Origin of the sequence: Kitasatospora sp. NBC_00240, from assembly GCF_026342405.1 — a bacterium.
GTDB lineage: Bacteria > Actinomycetota > Actinomycetes > Streptomycetales > Streptomycetaceae > Kitasatospora.
Genome location: NZ_JAPEMU010000001.1, coordinates 649,287 through 663,860 on the forward strand (window position 1 = coordinate 649,287; position 14,574 = coordinate 663,860).

Below are 14,574 nucleotides of genomic sequence, written 5' to 3' on the forward strand. Positions count from 1 at the left end.
CAGGTCATCTCCCCGCGCGGTAGGCGCGAGGGTGCTCCACCGGGACGTCGGTGTCGTCCTCGGTCCAGTCGAGCGTCTGGTGGACGGCGACGACACCGTCGACCGCCCGGCACAGTTGCTCGGCGATCGGGATCAGGCTCCGGCGCGGCAACCGCCCGGTGAGCGTCACGATCCCGTCCTGCACCCTCACCTCGACATCGGCGGGGGCCAGCCAGAGGGTCTGGCCGAGGACGTCGTGCCTGATCTCCTCGCGGATCGCGGCGTCATGGCGCAGGAAGACCTGGAGCAGGTCTCGCCGGCTGACGATGCCGACCAGCCGGCCTGCCTCGTCGACCACCGGGAGCCGCTTCACCTTGCGGCGGTCCATCGCACGGGCCGCCTCGGGGATCGACCAGCCCGCGCGGGCGGTGACGGCCGGGCTGGTCATCAGCCCGCCGGCGGTCTCCGCCTCCGCCCGCGCGCGGTCGTGCGCGTCCAGCCAGCGACCGGGAGCACGTCCCTCGGGGTCGGGCAGCACGGCCTCCTTGCGAATCAGGTCGGCTTCCGAAACCATGCCGATCGGGCGCCGCTGGTCGTCGACGACCGGGATCGCGGTGATGTCGTTGCGGTGGAAGAGCCCCGCGATCTCCTTGAACGACGTGTCAGGCCCGGCGGTGACGACCTCCTGGGTCATCACGTCACGGACGCTGCGGTGCTGCATGGTCCTCACCCCTTCGCGGGTAGTGCCTTCCGTCCTCCCACTGTCCGCCCGCCCGCGGCGGCCCGCACAGGGCCGTTCGGTCCAGCCGCCCGGGCCGGAGCGGCCCAGGACACCGGGCCGCTCCGGGGTCACGATGGGAATCCGGGCCGCTTATCAGGGAGGCATCAGGGAGGCAGACATGACGGCAGACGGCGGCACCGCCGCAGTGGGCCCCACCCCGGTCTGCTGACCTTCTTCCGCCTGGGCACACCTGACCCTGGAGGACGGGCACACCTTGGCCGCCAGCGGCGACCGCGGCCGCCCCCCTGCTGCGCCCGGCCGAGCCGTTCGGCGGCGCCGACGTGCTGCTGATGGAGTCCACCCACAGCAACCGCGACCACGAGGAGACCGCCGCCCGCGAGTGGTTCGCCCGTGCCATCGAGCGGACCCTCACCTGCGGCGGCACAGTCGTGATCCCGTCGTTCGCCGTCGACCGTACCGAGGTCGTGCTGCACCAGCTCGCCGAGCTGCGCCGGGCCGGGCGGCTGCCCGCCGGGGCGCCGCGCGACCGGATCGACCGCGAACTCGGCTGGACCGCGGTGGTCCCGCGCTCCGGTGAACGGGTCCTCGTGCGGTGCGCGGCGGCCCGCCGTCGTCCGGGCAGGTGGCCGATCGTGGGCTCAGGCGTCGCCGGCCGGGGCGTCGCCGGCCGGGCTGCCGCCAACGGTGTCGTCGATGTCCCAGGTGAGACGGTGGGTGAGACCGGCGACTCCTTCGACGGCGGCGATCCCCAGGCACAGGGCGGCGGCGTCGGCCCGGCCACGGATACGTCCGGTCACGGCGACGTGGCCCCGTTCGCACCGCACCCGCAGTGAACTCGGCACCACTCCCGAACCGGGTGTGAGGGCCAGGCCCAGTACCTCGGTGCGGATCGCCTCGTCGTCCGCGCGCAGCGAGTCGAGCAGGTCGTGCGGCGACAGTATCCCCACCAGCCGTCCGCCGTCGTCCACCACCGGCAGGTGGTGCACGGACGCCTGCCGGGCGATGCGGACGGCCTCGCCGACCGTCCGGTCCTGGGTCACGGTGACAGCGGGGGAGGTCATCAGGTCGCCCGCGGTGCTCCCGGCCCCGTGCCCGGCACCGGCCTCCTCGCGGGCGTAGGCGGCGAGCAGGTCCGAGGCGGCCACCACACCGACCGGTGCGCCGTCCGACGAGACCACGGGCAGCACCCCCCGCCGGGACGCGGTGATCGCCGTGACCATGCTGGCGAAGTCGGAGCGCGGGACGACGGCCACGGCGGGCCGGCTCATCCAGTCGCGGACCAGGGCCGTGCCGAGCGCCCGCGCGGTGCCGAGGTGGGCGAAGGACTCGGTCGGCGCGCCGTCGAGCATGCTGTGGTTCATCGTTCCTCCGGGGCGTCCGTGTCCGGCGGCCGGCGCAGTCGACGCAGGTACGGGTCGAAGACCGGCAGCGGTTCCAGGCGGATTCTGGCGTCGACGCAGACGAGTCCGTCCGGCCCGGCCATCAGCGGGTTGAGGTCGGCCTCGGCGAGCTGGGGGAGATCGGTGGCCAGCCGGGACAGGGCGGCGAGCGCCCGCCGCACGGCTGCCAGGTCGACCGGCGGCATTCCCGGGCGGCCCAGCAGCATCGGAGCGCTGCGCAGTTCCGTCACCATCGTGGTGAGGTCGTGTTCGGTCAGCGGGGCGAGCCGGGTCGAGCGGTCGTCGAGCACGTCGGTGGCGGTGCCGCCGAGCCCGAGGACGACCAGGGGGCCGAACACGCGGTCCTGCACGATGCCGGCGAGCAGTTCCAGACCGGGTCCGGCCATCGGCTGCACGACGACGCCGGCCATCCGGTCGCCGAAGCGCTCGGTGAACTCGCGGTAGGCCGACCGGACTTCGCTCTCCCTCGCCAGCCCGGTGCGGACGGCGCCGGCCGCGCTCTTGTGGACCTGCTCAGGCCAGTAGGCCTTCACCGCCACCTTGCCGTCGTGGCCGACCTGGCGCAGCGACCGCGCGGCGACGACGGCGGCGTGTTCGTCATGGGCCCAGAGGGACGTGGTGAGCGGGAGCCCGTAGGACTCCAGGAGCTGGGCGGTCTCGGACGGGTCGAGCCAGCCGCCGTCCGGGTGGGCGGTGAGGAAGGCGTCGGCGAGCCTTCGGGCCGCCTCGGGGTCGGCGCCGGCGGCCTCGGCCTCCGGGCTGGCCGGCTCCGCCAGCCACCGGGCCCGGTCGCGGGCGTGGGCGAAGGCCCGGGCGGCGGCGACGGCGTCGGCGTAGACGGGGAGGAGCCCGCCGTCGGCGCAGGTGAGGTACTGGACCGGGACCTCCTGGCTGATCCGGACGGCGGCGACCGGGATCCGGCGTCGGGCGGGTGCGTCCAGCAGGGCCCGGACGGGGTCCTGGTGCGCGTCAACTGTCAGAGCGGTCGGCACCAGGCAGACCAGCAGGGCGTCCACGGCCTTGCTGTGGACCAGCGTGTCCACGCAGGCGCGCAGTTCGGCGGGGTCGGCGGCCGCGGTGGTGTCCACGGGATTGGTGGCGCTCGCGCCGTCGGGGAGACGGGCCAGCAGACCGGCCGCCAGGTCCGCGGGAAGCGTCGGCAGGTCCAGCCCGGCCTCGACGCAGGCGTCCGCGGCCAGGATGCCGACGCCCCCGGCGTTGGAGACCACGGCGACGGTGCCGCGGGTGCCGGGCAGCGGCTGGCTGTGCAGGAGGGCCGCGGTCTCCACCAGCTCCGCTATGCCCCGGGCCGCGGTGATGCCCGCCAGGCGGAACAGCGTCTCCCGGGTCACCGTCGGAGTGGCGGCGGCGGCCGTGTGCGAGGCGGCGCCGCGGCGTCCGGCGGCGGAGCGCCCGGCGTCGACGGTCAGCACGGGGAACCTACGGGTGACGCGGCGGGCGGTGCGGGCGAAGGCCCGCGGACTGCCGAAGGATTCAAGGTGCAGCAGGGCCAGGTCGGTACGGCCGTCGCTCTCCCACCACTGCAGCAGGTCGTTGCCGCTGACGTCGTACTTGTCCCCGAGGGAGACGAAGCTGGAGACGCCGATGCCGAGCCAGGTGAGCCGCTCGATCAGGGCGATGCCGACGCCGCCCGACTGGGCGGCCACCCCGGCGGTGCCGGGCAGCGGGAAGGCACCGCCGAACTCGGCGTCCAGCGCGACCGCCCGGTCGGTCTGCGCGACACCGAGGCTGTTCGGGCCGACCAGGCGCATGCTGTGACGGCGGCAGGCGTGCATCAGCTGCCGGGCGGTCGCGGCGTCCAGACCGGAGGTGAGCACCACCAGGGCCCGGACCCCGGCCCGGCCGCACTCCTGCGCGACGCTCGCCACCGCGGCCGGCGGCACGGCCAGCACGGCGAGGTCGGGCACTGCGGGGAGGTCGGTGACCGAGGGATGCGCAGGCTCACCGGCGACCGTGCCGGCGTGCGGGTTGACGGCCCACACCGGGCCGGCGAACCCACCCTGGCGGATCTTGAGCAGCACCGCCCGGCCGACCGAACCGGGCCGCCGCGAGGCGCCGACCACCGCGACCGAGCGGGGCCGCAGCAGCGCCGTGAGACTGGCCACGCCGGCGGCCCGGCCGCGTTCGTCGACAGCCTCGCGGTAGTGCTCGTCGGCCTCGTCCAGCGCGACTTGCACGCGGATCCCGCCCTGCTCGAAGCGGCGGTGGACGGGGAGTCCGAGGTCGGAGAAGACCCGGTGGACCGCGCGGTTGCCGGCGAGGGTGTCGGCCTCGATCGAGTGGATGCCGCGCTCGCGCGCCGCCTGGATCAGGTGCTCGATCAGCAGCGTCCCGACGCCCCGGTGCTGCCAGGCGTCGGCGACGGCCAACGCCAGCTCGGCGGTGTCCTCGTGCCCCTCCTCGGTCTCGTAGTCGGCCTCGCCGACCAGCTCGCCGCCCGCCCAGGCGCCCAGCGCCAGAAAGCCGGGACGGGGCGGCCCGCACAGCCGGTCGGCGGCGAGCCGCGGTGCCAGGCGGCTGGCGCCGAAGAACCGCATCCGGCGGCTCGCGTCGGACATCCGCACGGCGTGCAGGTCGAACGCGGCCGCCCGGTCCGCCTGGACGAGTGGCCGGATGATCGCGGTGGTGCCGTCGGCCAGCAGGGCCTCGGCGGCGGACGGCGAACGCTGGACGGTGGACATCTGCGGCTCCCTGGGTGCGGCCCGGCCGCGGCAGGCGCCCGGTGGTGGGCCGACTCCAGCGTCCGCCCGTACCGCGGGCCAAGGCCAGGGCCGGTCGGTCCTCCGGCCACCCCCGTCAGGCCCGTTCGCGTCGTCCTGGGGACCCGAACGGCCCTGGTACAGGTGACCGGGCCCGGCGAAGGATGGGGGTCGGGGAGGTGACAGCTGTCGGCAGGCGACGGATGCCTATGACTGGAGAGGGATGATGTTCGTGAGTACAACGGATCGCGGTCGCACCCGGGGAGACCCCGCCCACCCCGGCGATGTCGGCCGCCGCGTCGCACACCGCCGTGAGCAACTGGGCCTCACTCGCGAGCAGGTGGCGGTGCGGGCCAGGATGGACGTCAGCTACCTCGAGTACCTGGAGTCGCAGCCGGCCGCCGTCGACCTGGAGACGATCACAGGGCTGGCCGGCGCGCTCGGCACCTCGGTCCGGTATCTGCTCGGCGGCGGACTCGACTCGCCGCCCGGACAGGCCACGCCGCTCCTCCGCCCGGTGGTGGAGGAGCTGCAGCCCTGGGAGTGCTGGGCCAAGATGGAACCGGGTGGCGTCGGCCGGGTCGCCCGGTCCACGCCCGAGGGTCCACAGGTCCTGCCGGTCAACTACCGCATCCTGGACGGCACCGTGCTCTACCGCACCACCGCGGAGAGCGCCGCCGCCGCCGCGGTGGGCGAGCGGGTCGCCTTCGAGGTCGACCAGCTCGACGGGGCGTTCGGCGTCGGCTGGAGCGTCCTCGTCACCGGCCGGGCCCATCAGGTCACGGAGGCGGATGCCATGGAATGGTTCGGGGAGCACGCCGACCCTCGGCCCTGGGTGGGCGGCCGGCGCGACACCTGGGTGCGGATCCGCCCCGACAGGATCACCGGACGCGTCATCCGCACCGCCGGGACGACGCCCTCCGACGACACACCGTGAGCGACCGGCACGGACGCTCACGGGGCTCCGCACCCGCCGATCCCTGGCGACTCGGCTACGAGGGCTTCGACCCGGCCGACGAGGGCGTCCGCGAGGTCCTCTGCGCGGTCGGCAACGGCTACCTGGTCAGCCGCGCCGCCGCGCCGGAGAGTCACGCCGACGGCGTCCACTACCCCGGGACGTACCTGGCCGGCTGCTACGACCGGACGATCTCCGTGATCGGCGGCCGCACCGTCGAGAACGAGGACCTGGTCAACTGCCCGAACTGGCTGCCCCTCACCTTCCGGCCGGAGGGGGGTGCCTGGTTCACCGGACCCGCCGCGTCCGAGAGCCTGGAACTCGATCTGCGCGCCGGCGTACTGACCCGGCGGGCGCTGGTCGTGGACGGGCACGGCCGCCGGACCCGGCTGACGCAGCGCCGGATCGCCAGCCAGGCCCAGCCGCATCTGCTCGTGCTGGAGACGGAGCTGGTCCCCGAGAACTGGTCCGGCCGGCTGGAGGTCCGCTCAGCGCTCGACGGCGAGGTGTCCAACAGCGGCGTCGCACGCTACCGGGGCCTGAACGGCCGCCACCTCGTACCGGACGGGCAGGGCGTGGACGCCGACGGCACCCTGTGGCTCCAGGCGGCCGCCACCGGATCACCGCTGCGCATCGCGCTGGCCGCCCGGACACGCCTGCACCGGGCCGGCGTCCCCCTCCCGGCAGCCCGCACGGACGAGGTCAGAGCGGGCTGGGCGGCCCAGGTCCTCGTGCTGGAGGCGGTGCGGGGATCACCGGTCACCGTGGAGAAGACGGTCTCGGTGTACACCTCCCGTGACCCGGCGATCGGCGCCCCTCTGCGCGCCGCCCGGGCACTGGTGCGGCAGGCACCCGGCTTCGGCGACCTCGCCCGTGACCACGCCCTGCGCTGGACGGAGCTGTGGCGCCGCTGCCGGATCGACGCGGACTTCGACGGCATCGGCACGGTGCGCCTGCACCTGTTCCACCTGCTGCAGACCTACTCCGAGCACTCCGTCGACCTGGACGTCGGCATCCCGGCGCGCGGCCTGCACGGCGAGGCCTACCGCGGGCACGTCTTCTGGGACGAACTGTTCGTCCTCCAACTGCTCAACCTGCGGTTCCCCGAACTGGCCGGGGCGGTGCTGCGCTACCGCCACCGCCGGCTCGACGCCGCCCGGCAGGCCGCCCGTGCCGTGGGCCTGCGCGGCGCGATGTACCCCTGGCAGAGCGCCTCCGACGGCCGGGAGGAGTCCCAGCAGCTGCACCTCAACCCGCTCTCCGGGCGCTGGTTGCCCGACCACAGCCACCTCCAGCGCCACGTCGGCTCCGCCGTCGCCTACAACGTCTGGCAGCACTACCAGGCCACCGGCGACCTGGACTTCCTCGCCGGCACCGGCGCCGAGATGCTGTTGGAGATCGCCCGGTTCTGGTCCTCCTCGGCCGTGTACGACCCGCACCGCGAGCGGTACTCGATCAGGGGCGTCCTCGGGCCGGACGAGTACCACGACGCCTATCCCTGGTCCGGCCGGCCGGGGCTGGACGACAACACCTACACCAACGTGCTGGCCTCCTGGGTGCTGGCCCGCGCCCTCGACGCCGTGGGAATCCTGCCCGACTACCGACGCGACGAACTGCTGGAGCGGCTCGGGCTCGACCAGGGTGAACTCGACCGCTGGCAGGAGGTGAGCCGCCGCCTGCACGTACCCTTCCACGACGGCTTGCTCAGCCAGTTCGACGGCTACGAGCGCCTGGCCGAACTCGACTGGGCGGCCTACCGCCGGCGCTACCCCGACCTGCGCCGGCTCGACCGGATCCTGGAGGCCGAGGGAGACACGGTGAACCGCTACAAGGCGTCGAAGCAGGCCGACGTCCTGATGCTGTTCTACCTGTTCTCCGCGCACGAGGTGCGCGGCCTTCTGCGCCGCCTCGGATATCCGGCCGGCCACGAGCTGCTGCGCCGCACGACCGACCACTACCTGCGGCGCACCGTCCACGGCTCGACGCTCAGCGCGGTGGTGCACGCCTGGGTCCTGACCCGCAGCGACCGCCGCGCCTCCTGGAGGTTCTTCCGCGACGCCCTCGACGGCGACCTCACGGACGGGCAGGGCGGGACCACGGCCGAGGGCATCCACCTCGGCGCCATGGCCGGCACCGTCGACCTCCTGCAGCGCTGCTACACAGGTCTGGAGATCCGCCAGGACACGATCTGGCTCGACCCCCGGCTGCCGTCGGCGATCGGCCGGGTGGACCTGGACCTCCGCTACCGCGGCCACTGGGGCATCGCCCTCTCCGTCGACCGCCGCACCGTCGAGGTCAGCCTTCGCGAGAGCCGCCAGGCCCCCGTCCGGGTCGGCTTCCGGGGCTCGTCGACGACCGTCCGGCCGGGCGGGAGCCACCGGTTCTCACTCTGAGCCCGGCCGCCCGCCACGCGCGGCCACGGCCACGGCCACGACCGCTGCCGGCCGGCGCCGACGACACCCGGCGGGTCACGGGGCGAGGTCCCGACGGGCCAGGAGCCCGAACGCCGCCGCCACCCCGGCCAGACCCACGGCGGCGAGCACGCCCGCGGAGAACCACGGCACGGCGCCGTGGGCGAGCGCGTCGCCCGGCGTGTAGTAGTGGAACGGGCTGAGGAAGCGCAGCGGCGCCGCCTTCGACCAGGCGAGCGCGACGAAGTTCAGGGCGAACCCGACCGCGCCGAACGCGATCGTGGCCCCGACCACCTGGGAGCGGCGGCGGCCCGCCGCGGACACCGCCAGCGCCGGTCCGGTGAGGCACAGGGTGAAGGCGCAGCCCAGCAGCCCGGCCGCGAACACACCGCTGATCGGCACGGCCCGGTGCAGCTGCGGTGACAGGGCGACCCCGATCGCCACGGTGGACGTCGCCGCGAGGTTGAGCACCACCGAGGTGATCGCCACGGCCGCGGTGCGTTCGGCCAGCAGCCGGTTGCGGGAGACGGGCCGGGCCATCAGGAGCTCGATCGTCCCCGACTCCACGTCGGCCGCGACGGCTGCCGCCGTCAGCGCGCCGACCGCGGTCAGCTGGATCGCGATCCAGAACGGGTGGGTGAGCCCGGCGCCGAGCAGCCCGGGGTAGCTGGCGATCGACACGTCGCCGCTGGACCCGCTGAACGCCCGGAACGCGCTGGGCGGTGTGCGCCCGCCGCCGGCGAAGAGCTGGGCCGGCGAGAGCGTGTCGGCGATGACCACGATGAGGGTCTCGAAGACCACCATGCCCAGGACAAGGGCGACCAGCATCCGCCGGCGCCGGTACAGGGCCAGCCCGAGCAGCGGGAAGCGGCTGCTCACGGCGGTGACCCCGGGTCGGCGTGCCGGTAGAGGTCGAGGAACGCCTCCTCCAGGCCGGCCTCCTCCACCGCCAGGTCGGCCACGGGGAGGGCCAGCAGGCCGCGCAGCGCGTCCACCACCTGGCGGGGCGGCACCAGGAGTTCGACCTGGTCACCGTTCCAACGCGGCGACCAGCGCTCCGCCCCGCCGAGCGGGCGGGGCCCGCGGCCGTCGGTGAAGGTCAACCGGATCTTCCTCGCCCGCGCTTCACGCAGGGCCGCGACGCTCTCCACCGTCACCAGCCTGCCGTCCCGGATGATCGCCACCCGGCCGCAGGTCCGCTGCACCTCGGGCAGGACGTGGCTGGAGAGCAGGACGGTACGACCGGCCGCCCGCGCCTCGGCCAGCAGTTCGAAGAAGGTCTCCTGGACCAGCGGGTCAAGGCCCTCGGTCGGCTCGTCCAGCACCACGAGGTCGGGGTCGTGCTGGAGAGCCTGCACCAGGCCGAGCTTCTGCTTCATGCCGCGCGAGTACTCCTGGACGGTGCGGCGCAGGTCGGAATCCGGCAGGGCGAGGCGCTCACACAGCTCCGCGCGGCGGGGTGTCGGGGCGCCCTGCAGATCGGCGAGCAGCCGGAGGGATCGGTGGCCGGTCAGTTCCGGGTAGAGGCGCAGCTCGCCGGGCAGGTAGCCGAGCGCGGGGGCGAGTCGGCGGTGGTCGGTGACGGGGTCCAGGCCCAGTGCCCGGACCCGCCCCTCGGTGGGCCGCAGCAGGCCGATCAGGCAGCGCAGCGTGGTGGTCTTGCCGGCCCCGTTCGGTCCGAGGAAGCCGAAGACCTCGCCGGCGGCCACGGTGAGGTCGAGCTGCTCGACGCCGACCGTCGGTCCGTAGCGCTTGGTCAGCGAACTGATCTCGATCGCGGGCACCGGGGTGGGCACGGGACGCACGCTCCCCCGGACCTATTCCGGGCCCTGGGAGCGCAGCTCGTTCCCGATCTCGTGGGCCCAGGTCCGGATGCGTTCCGGATTCCGGAAGTCGCCGCCCTTGCCGTGCTTGACCATGGTGCGGGCGATCCAGCCGGGGGTCTCGGAGGTGAGGCTGCCGCCGAAGGTGGCATGCCCGCGGGCGTGCAGGTGTTCCATCGTCCTGGCCGCGCCGGGCACCGGCGGGATGTCGTGCTGCTCGGCGGAACTGTCCACCGGGCCGCTGCTGAACAGCCAGACCGGGCGGTGGGCGAGGGCGTCGGCGTTGCGGTCGGCGCACCGCAGGGCGTCACGCTGCCAGTGGCCCGCGTAGAGCGAGCTGCCCAGGACGACGGCGTCGAACCCCGTCACGTCCTGGACCTCCGAGGCGGGGCGGACCTCCGCGTCGAACCCGTCCTGCTCCAGCGTGCGACCGATCTCGTCGGCGATGCCGCCGGTGGCGCCGTGCTTGCTTCCGTAGGCCACGAGGATCCTCTGCTTCTTCATGGCGGCCCTCCTGCGGGTGGCGGACGCGGTTTGTGGCCGTTCGGCCGACAGGTCCAGGGTGGACCTGCACAGGAGTCCTGGCCAGGGCCGCCCGCCCTGCACCCGGGGCCGGTCGGCCCTGCCCCTCGGCGCCGGCCGCGCCTACGGTACGAGCAGGGCCCGGATTCGGCGGGCCGCCCCGCGATCCCCGGTGGAGGAGCCATGGCACCCGGCAGCGCACGGCGCCCGATCGTCCTCGGCGTGGACGCGGGAGGCCCCGGTCTGCTCGCCACCTCATGGGCCGCCGACGAGGCGGACCGCCGTCGACTGCCCCTGCTGATGGTCCATGCCGTGCCGCAACCGGGCTCCGACCGGCGCGGCTTCGAGAAGCGATACCACGAGGAGCTTCGCGCCGACGGACGGGCGGCGCTGGACAAGGCCGCGGCCCTCGCGGGCGAACGGCATCCGCGGCTGGAGCTGGCCACCACCCTGGTGGACGGCAATCCGGGCCAGGTTCTCTGTCAGAAGTCGGCAGGGGCCGAACTCGTCGTACTCGGCTCGCGCCGGCTCACCCGCGCCGAGGAGTTCCTCAGCACCTCTTCGGTGGCCGTCCCGGTCAGCGCGCAGGCCACCTGCCCGGTGGTGGTCGTACGCGAGCCCGAGCACGTCACCCAGGACCCGCCCTACCTCGTGGTCGGCGTGGACGGCAGCCCGTCGTCGGCCGCGGCCGTCGAGGTCGCCTTCGACCTGGCGGCCCGGCGCGGAGCCGCCCTGCGTGCCGTCTGGGTACGGCAGTCCCGGCCCTTCGACCGGGCCGACGGACTCCAAGCCGACCAGGAGCCCAGGCGGCTGCTGACCGAGACCACCGCCGGCCGCTCCGCCAGGTACCCCGACGTGAGACTGACCCACGAAGTGATCCACGGCCACCCCGTCGAGGAGCTGGCCAAGGCCTCGCAGCACGCGCTGGCCGTCGTGGTGGGGCGCCGGGGACGCGGCGGATTCACCGGCATGCGCCTCGGCTCCGTGCCGCACGGCCTCCTGCACCACGCCCGCTGCCCGATCGTCACGGTGCCCCGGCCGACGGGCGAACCGGGCAGATGAGGACCGCCGGCCCCGGCACCCTGCGGCAGGCCACGGACCGGCCGCCGGACGGCGGGGACACGCCGGACCCACGTGAGCCGGTCGCCCTGCTCTTCCGGGACCTGCGCACCTCGGCGCGGGGCCTGGCGGATCGCGAGGCGGCCCGCCGCCAGGCCGTGTACGGCCCCAACACCCTGACCGCGCGCGGCGGACGGCGCTGGCCCCGGGAACTCGCACAGCAGTTCACCCACCCGCTCGCCCTGCTGCTGGCGCTCGCGGCGGTCCTCGCCGCCGTCAGCGGGGCGCCGGCCCTCGCGGTGGCGATCGTTGCCGTGATCCTGCTGAACGCCGCGCTCGCCTTCGCGCAGGAGCAGCAGGCCGAGAAGGCCGTGGAGGCTCTGGCCGCCTTCCTCCCGGAGCAGGCGAGCGTGATCCGCGACGGCGTGCGACGGGACGTGGCGGCCACCTCGCTGGTCCCCGGGGACGTGCTGGTGGTCGAGGAGGGCGAGCGGATCTCCGCCGACGCCCGGCTGCTGTCCGGCGGTGTGGAGGTGGACCTCTCGGCGTTGACGGGTGAGTCGGTGCCGGTGTTCCGCTCGGCGGAGCCGGTGGACGTCGAGGGTTCCCTGCTGGACGCCCGTGACCTGCTCTTCTCCGGGACGGCCTGCACCGGTGGCCAGGCGCAGGCGGTGGTCACCGCCACCGGGATGCACACCGAGCTGGGCAGGATCGCGGCGCTGAGCCAGCGCACCCGGCGTGAGGAGAGCCCGCTGGAGCGCCAGGTCAAGCGGGCCGCCCGGCTGATCGCGCTGGTGGCGATCGGGGTGGGGCTCGCCTTCCTGCCGATCGGCCTCGCCGCCGGCCTGTCACTCGCCGCCGCGGTGAGTTTCGCGATCGGCCTGCTGGTCGCCAACGTGCCCGAGGGACTACTGCCGACGATCACCCTGTCGCTGGCCTCCGGTGTGCGGGACCTGGCCCGGCGCGGGGCCGTGGTCAAGCGCCTCTCCGCCGTCGAGACCCTGGGTTCCACGACGGTCGTCTGCACCGACAAGACGGGGACGCTGACCGAGAACCGGATGCTGGCCACGGCCGTCTGGACGCCGGGCGGAGAGTGCGCCGTCGATGTCCCGGCGGCCGCGCCGCCGGAGGTCCGGCTGCTGGCCGCCGCGGCGGCGGCCTGCACGACTGCCCACCCGGAGGCCGGTCACGGCGACCCCACCGAGCTTGCCCTGCTCGACCTGGCCGACCGGCTCGCGACCGCGCGACCGCCCGCGCAGCGTGACCTCGACCGGCGGGCACTCTTCCGGTTCGATCCCCGGATCAAGCTGATGACGACGGCGGACTTCGAGGACGGCACGGTCGTCCTGCACACCAAGGGCGCGCCCGAGGAGGTCCTCGCCCACGCCGACCGCCTCCTCGACCGGGATTCGCAACGGCCGCTCACGCCCGCCGACCGGACCGAGGTGGTCCGCGCCGTCGGCACCCTGGCGGCCCGGGGGCTGCGGGTGATCGGCGTGGCCCGGCGGCCGCTGCCACCCGGTGAGGCGCCCCCCGACCGGCGCGAGGACGCCGAGCGGAACCTGTGCCTGGTGGGCCTGATCGCGATGGCCGACCCGGCCCGGCCCGAGGTCGCGGGCGCGATCACCCTCGCCCACCGCGCCGGGATCACCGTCCACGTGGTCACCGGCGACAACGGCCTGACCGCCGCCGCCATCGCCGGCCAGGTGGGCATCGGCCGTCTCGGCTCCCGCATCGTCACCGGAACCGAGCTGGCGGCCATGGGCGAGCGGGAGCTGGACACGCTGCTCGCCCGCGGCGAGGAGGTGATCTTCGCCCGCACCTCCCCCGAGGCCAAACTGCGGATCGCGGACGCGCTGCGCGCCGAAGGCCACACGGTCGCGATGACCGGCGACGGGGTGAACGACGCACCCGCCCTGCGGCGGGCCGACATCGGCGTCGCCATGGGACGCTCCGGCACGGATGTCGCCCGTGAGTCCGCCACCATGGTGCTCACCGACGACAACTTCGCCACCATCGTCGCGGCCGTCGAGGCCGGCCGGCGGACGTACGACAACATCCGCAAGTTCATCGTCTACATCTTCGCCCACGCCGTCCCCGAGGTGGTGCCCTTCCTCGTCTTCGCCCTCGCGGGCGGCACGATTCCGCTGCCCCTCACGGTGATGCAGATCCTGGCCGTCGACCTGGGCACCGACACCCTCCCCGCGCTCGCGCTGGGCCGTGAACGCGCCGAACCCGGCCTGATGGACCGCCCGCCGCGCCCGCGGGGCGAGAAGGTGATCCAGCGCGCCATGCTGGTCCGGGCCTGGGGCTTGCTCGGTCTGGTCTCGGCCTGCCTGGTGATGGGCGGCTTCCTGCTCACCCTGACCCTGGGCGGCTGGCACCCCGGCGACCCGACCGGCCCCGGCACGGCCCTGCACCTGACGTACCGGCAGGCCACCACGGTCACCTGGCTCGGTATCGTCGCCTGCCAGATCGGCACCGCCTTCGCCGCTCGCACCGAGCGCGCCTCGCTGCGTTCCATCGGTGTCCTGAGCAACCGGCAGTTGCTCGTCGGCATCGGGTTCTCGCTCGCCTTCGCCGCGACGATCGTCTACGTCCCCCTGCTGCACCACGTGTTCGGCACGGAGGCGCTCAGCCCCGCTCAACTGGCGATCGTGGCACCGTTCCCGTTCGTCGTCTGGGGCGCGGACGAGCTGCGCAGGGCTCTGGTGCGCCGTCGCACGGCCGCTCCCGCGAGGCCGGCGGCCGTCGCACCCGCTCCGGCGCACGCCGCCGTCGCGGCTTCGGGGCACCACCCGGTCGCCGTCCTGCTGGCCCGCCACGGCTGGAGCGCCCACCGGCTCCACCACGCGCTCGGGGTCAGCGAGCAGGCCGCGGAGGAGATCGTCTCCCATGCCCGTCAGGTGGCCGCCGAACACGGTCGCCCGCCGCCCTGACCGGGCGGGCGGGCTTCGGGCGCG

10 protein-coding genes are annotated in these 14,574 nt (G+C 74.6%); 4 read left to right on the top strand and 6 right to left on the bottom strand.

The features are described 5' to 3' along the window. Window positions 1–4: 4 nt before the first annotated feature. The 3 genes from OG689_RS02820 to OG689_RS02830 all read right to left on the bottom strand — a co-directional run bounded on the left by OG689_RS02820 (window position 5) and on the right by OG689_RS02830 (window position 4,823). Window positions 5–700 carry a CBS domain-containing protein gene (locus OG689_RS02820; RefSeq protein WP_266317163.1) on the bottom strand — a complete coding sequence of 232 codons (696 nt, stop codon included), beginning with the start codon at window positions 698–700 and terminating at the stop codon, window positions 5–7. Between the two features lie 659 nt (window positions 701–1,359). Next, window positions 1,360–2,082, bottom strand: coding sequence for a CBS domain-containing protein (locus OG689_RS02825; protein WP_266317164.1), 723 nt, complete (start codon window positions 2,080–2,082; stop codon window positions 1,360–1,362). Next, window positions 2,079–4,823 (bottom strand): GNAT family N-acetyltransferase, encoded by a 2,745-nt coding sequence (locus OG689_RS02830; RefSeq protein WP_266317166.1) that lies wholly within the window; start codon window positions 4,821–4,823, stop codon window positions 2,079–2,081. Before OG689_RS02830 ends, OG689_RS02825 begins: the two co-directional genes overlap by 4 nt. 250 nt (window positions 4,824–5,073) lie before the next feature. On the opposite strand from OG689_RS02830, the gene OG689_RS02835 reads away from it, so the two are divergent. Further along, window positions 5,074–5,778, top strand: coding sequence for a pyridoxamine 5'-phosphate oxidase family protein (locus OG689_RS02835; RefSeq protein WP_266317168.1), 705 nt, complete (start codon window positions 5,074–5,076; stop codon window positions 5,776–5,778). Next, on the top strand, window positions 5,775–8,189 hold the full coding sequence (locus OG689_RS02840) for a glycosyl hydrolase family 65 protein (protein ID WP_266317169.1): 2,415 nt from the start codon (window positions 5,775–5,777) through the stop codon (window positions 8,187–8,189). Before OG689_RS02835 ends, OG689_RS02840 begins: the two co-directional genes overlap by 4 nt. 75 nt (window positions 8,190–8,264) lie before the next feature. Here OG689_RS02840 and OG689_RS02845 read toward each other — a convergent pair whose 3' ends face one another. Genes OG689_RS02845 through OG689_RS02855 form a run of 3 tightly spaced genes read right to left on the bottom strand, consistent with a single transcriptional unit; the run spans window position 8,265 to window position 10,534 of the window. Beyond that, complete coding sequence (locus OG689_RS02845) at window positions 8,265–9,086, bottom strand: ABC transporter permease subunit (RefSeq protein WP_266317171.1); 822 nt, start codon at window positions 9,084–9,086, stop codon at window positions 8,265–8,267. Next, entirely contained in the window at window positions 9,083–10,003 is a 921-nt protein-coding gene (locus OG689_RS02850) for an ABC transporter ATP-binding protein (protein WP_266317172.1), read from the bottom strand. The genes OG689_RS02845 and OG689_RS02850 overlap by 4 nt, the downstream gene beginning before the upstream one ends. 21 nt (window positions 10,004–10,024) lie before the next feature. Then, a complete protein-coding gene (locus OG689_RS02855) occupies window positions 10,025–10,534 on the bottom strand; it encodes a flavodoxin domain-containing protein (protein WP_266317173.1) in 510 nt (169 codons plus the stop codon). 201 nt (window positions 10,535–10,735) lie between these two features. Here OG689_RS02855 and OG689_RS02860 point away from each other — a divergent pair, with 201 nt between their 5' ends. Continuing rightward, window positions 10,736–11,614, top strand: a complete 879-nt coding sequence (locus OG689_RS02860; RefSeq protein WP_266317175.1) for a universal stress protein — start codon at window positions 10,736–10,738, stop codon at window positions 11,612–11,614. After that, window positions 11,611–14,550 (top strand): cation-transporting P-type ATPase, encoded by a 2,940-nt coding sequence (locus OG689_RS02865; RefSeq protein ID WP_266317177.1) that lies wholly within the window; start codon window positions 11,611–11,613, stop codon window positions 14,548–14,550. Before OG689_RS02860 ends, OG689_RS02865 begins: the two co-directional genes overlap by 4 nt. Window positions 14,551–14,574 lie beyond the last annotated feature (24 nt).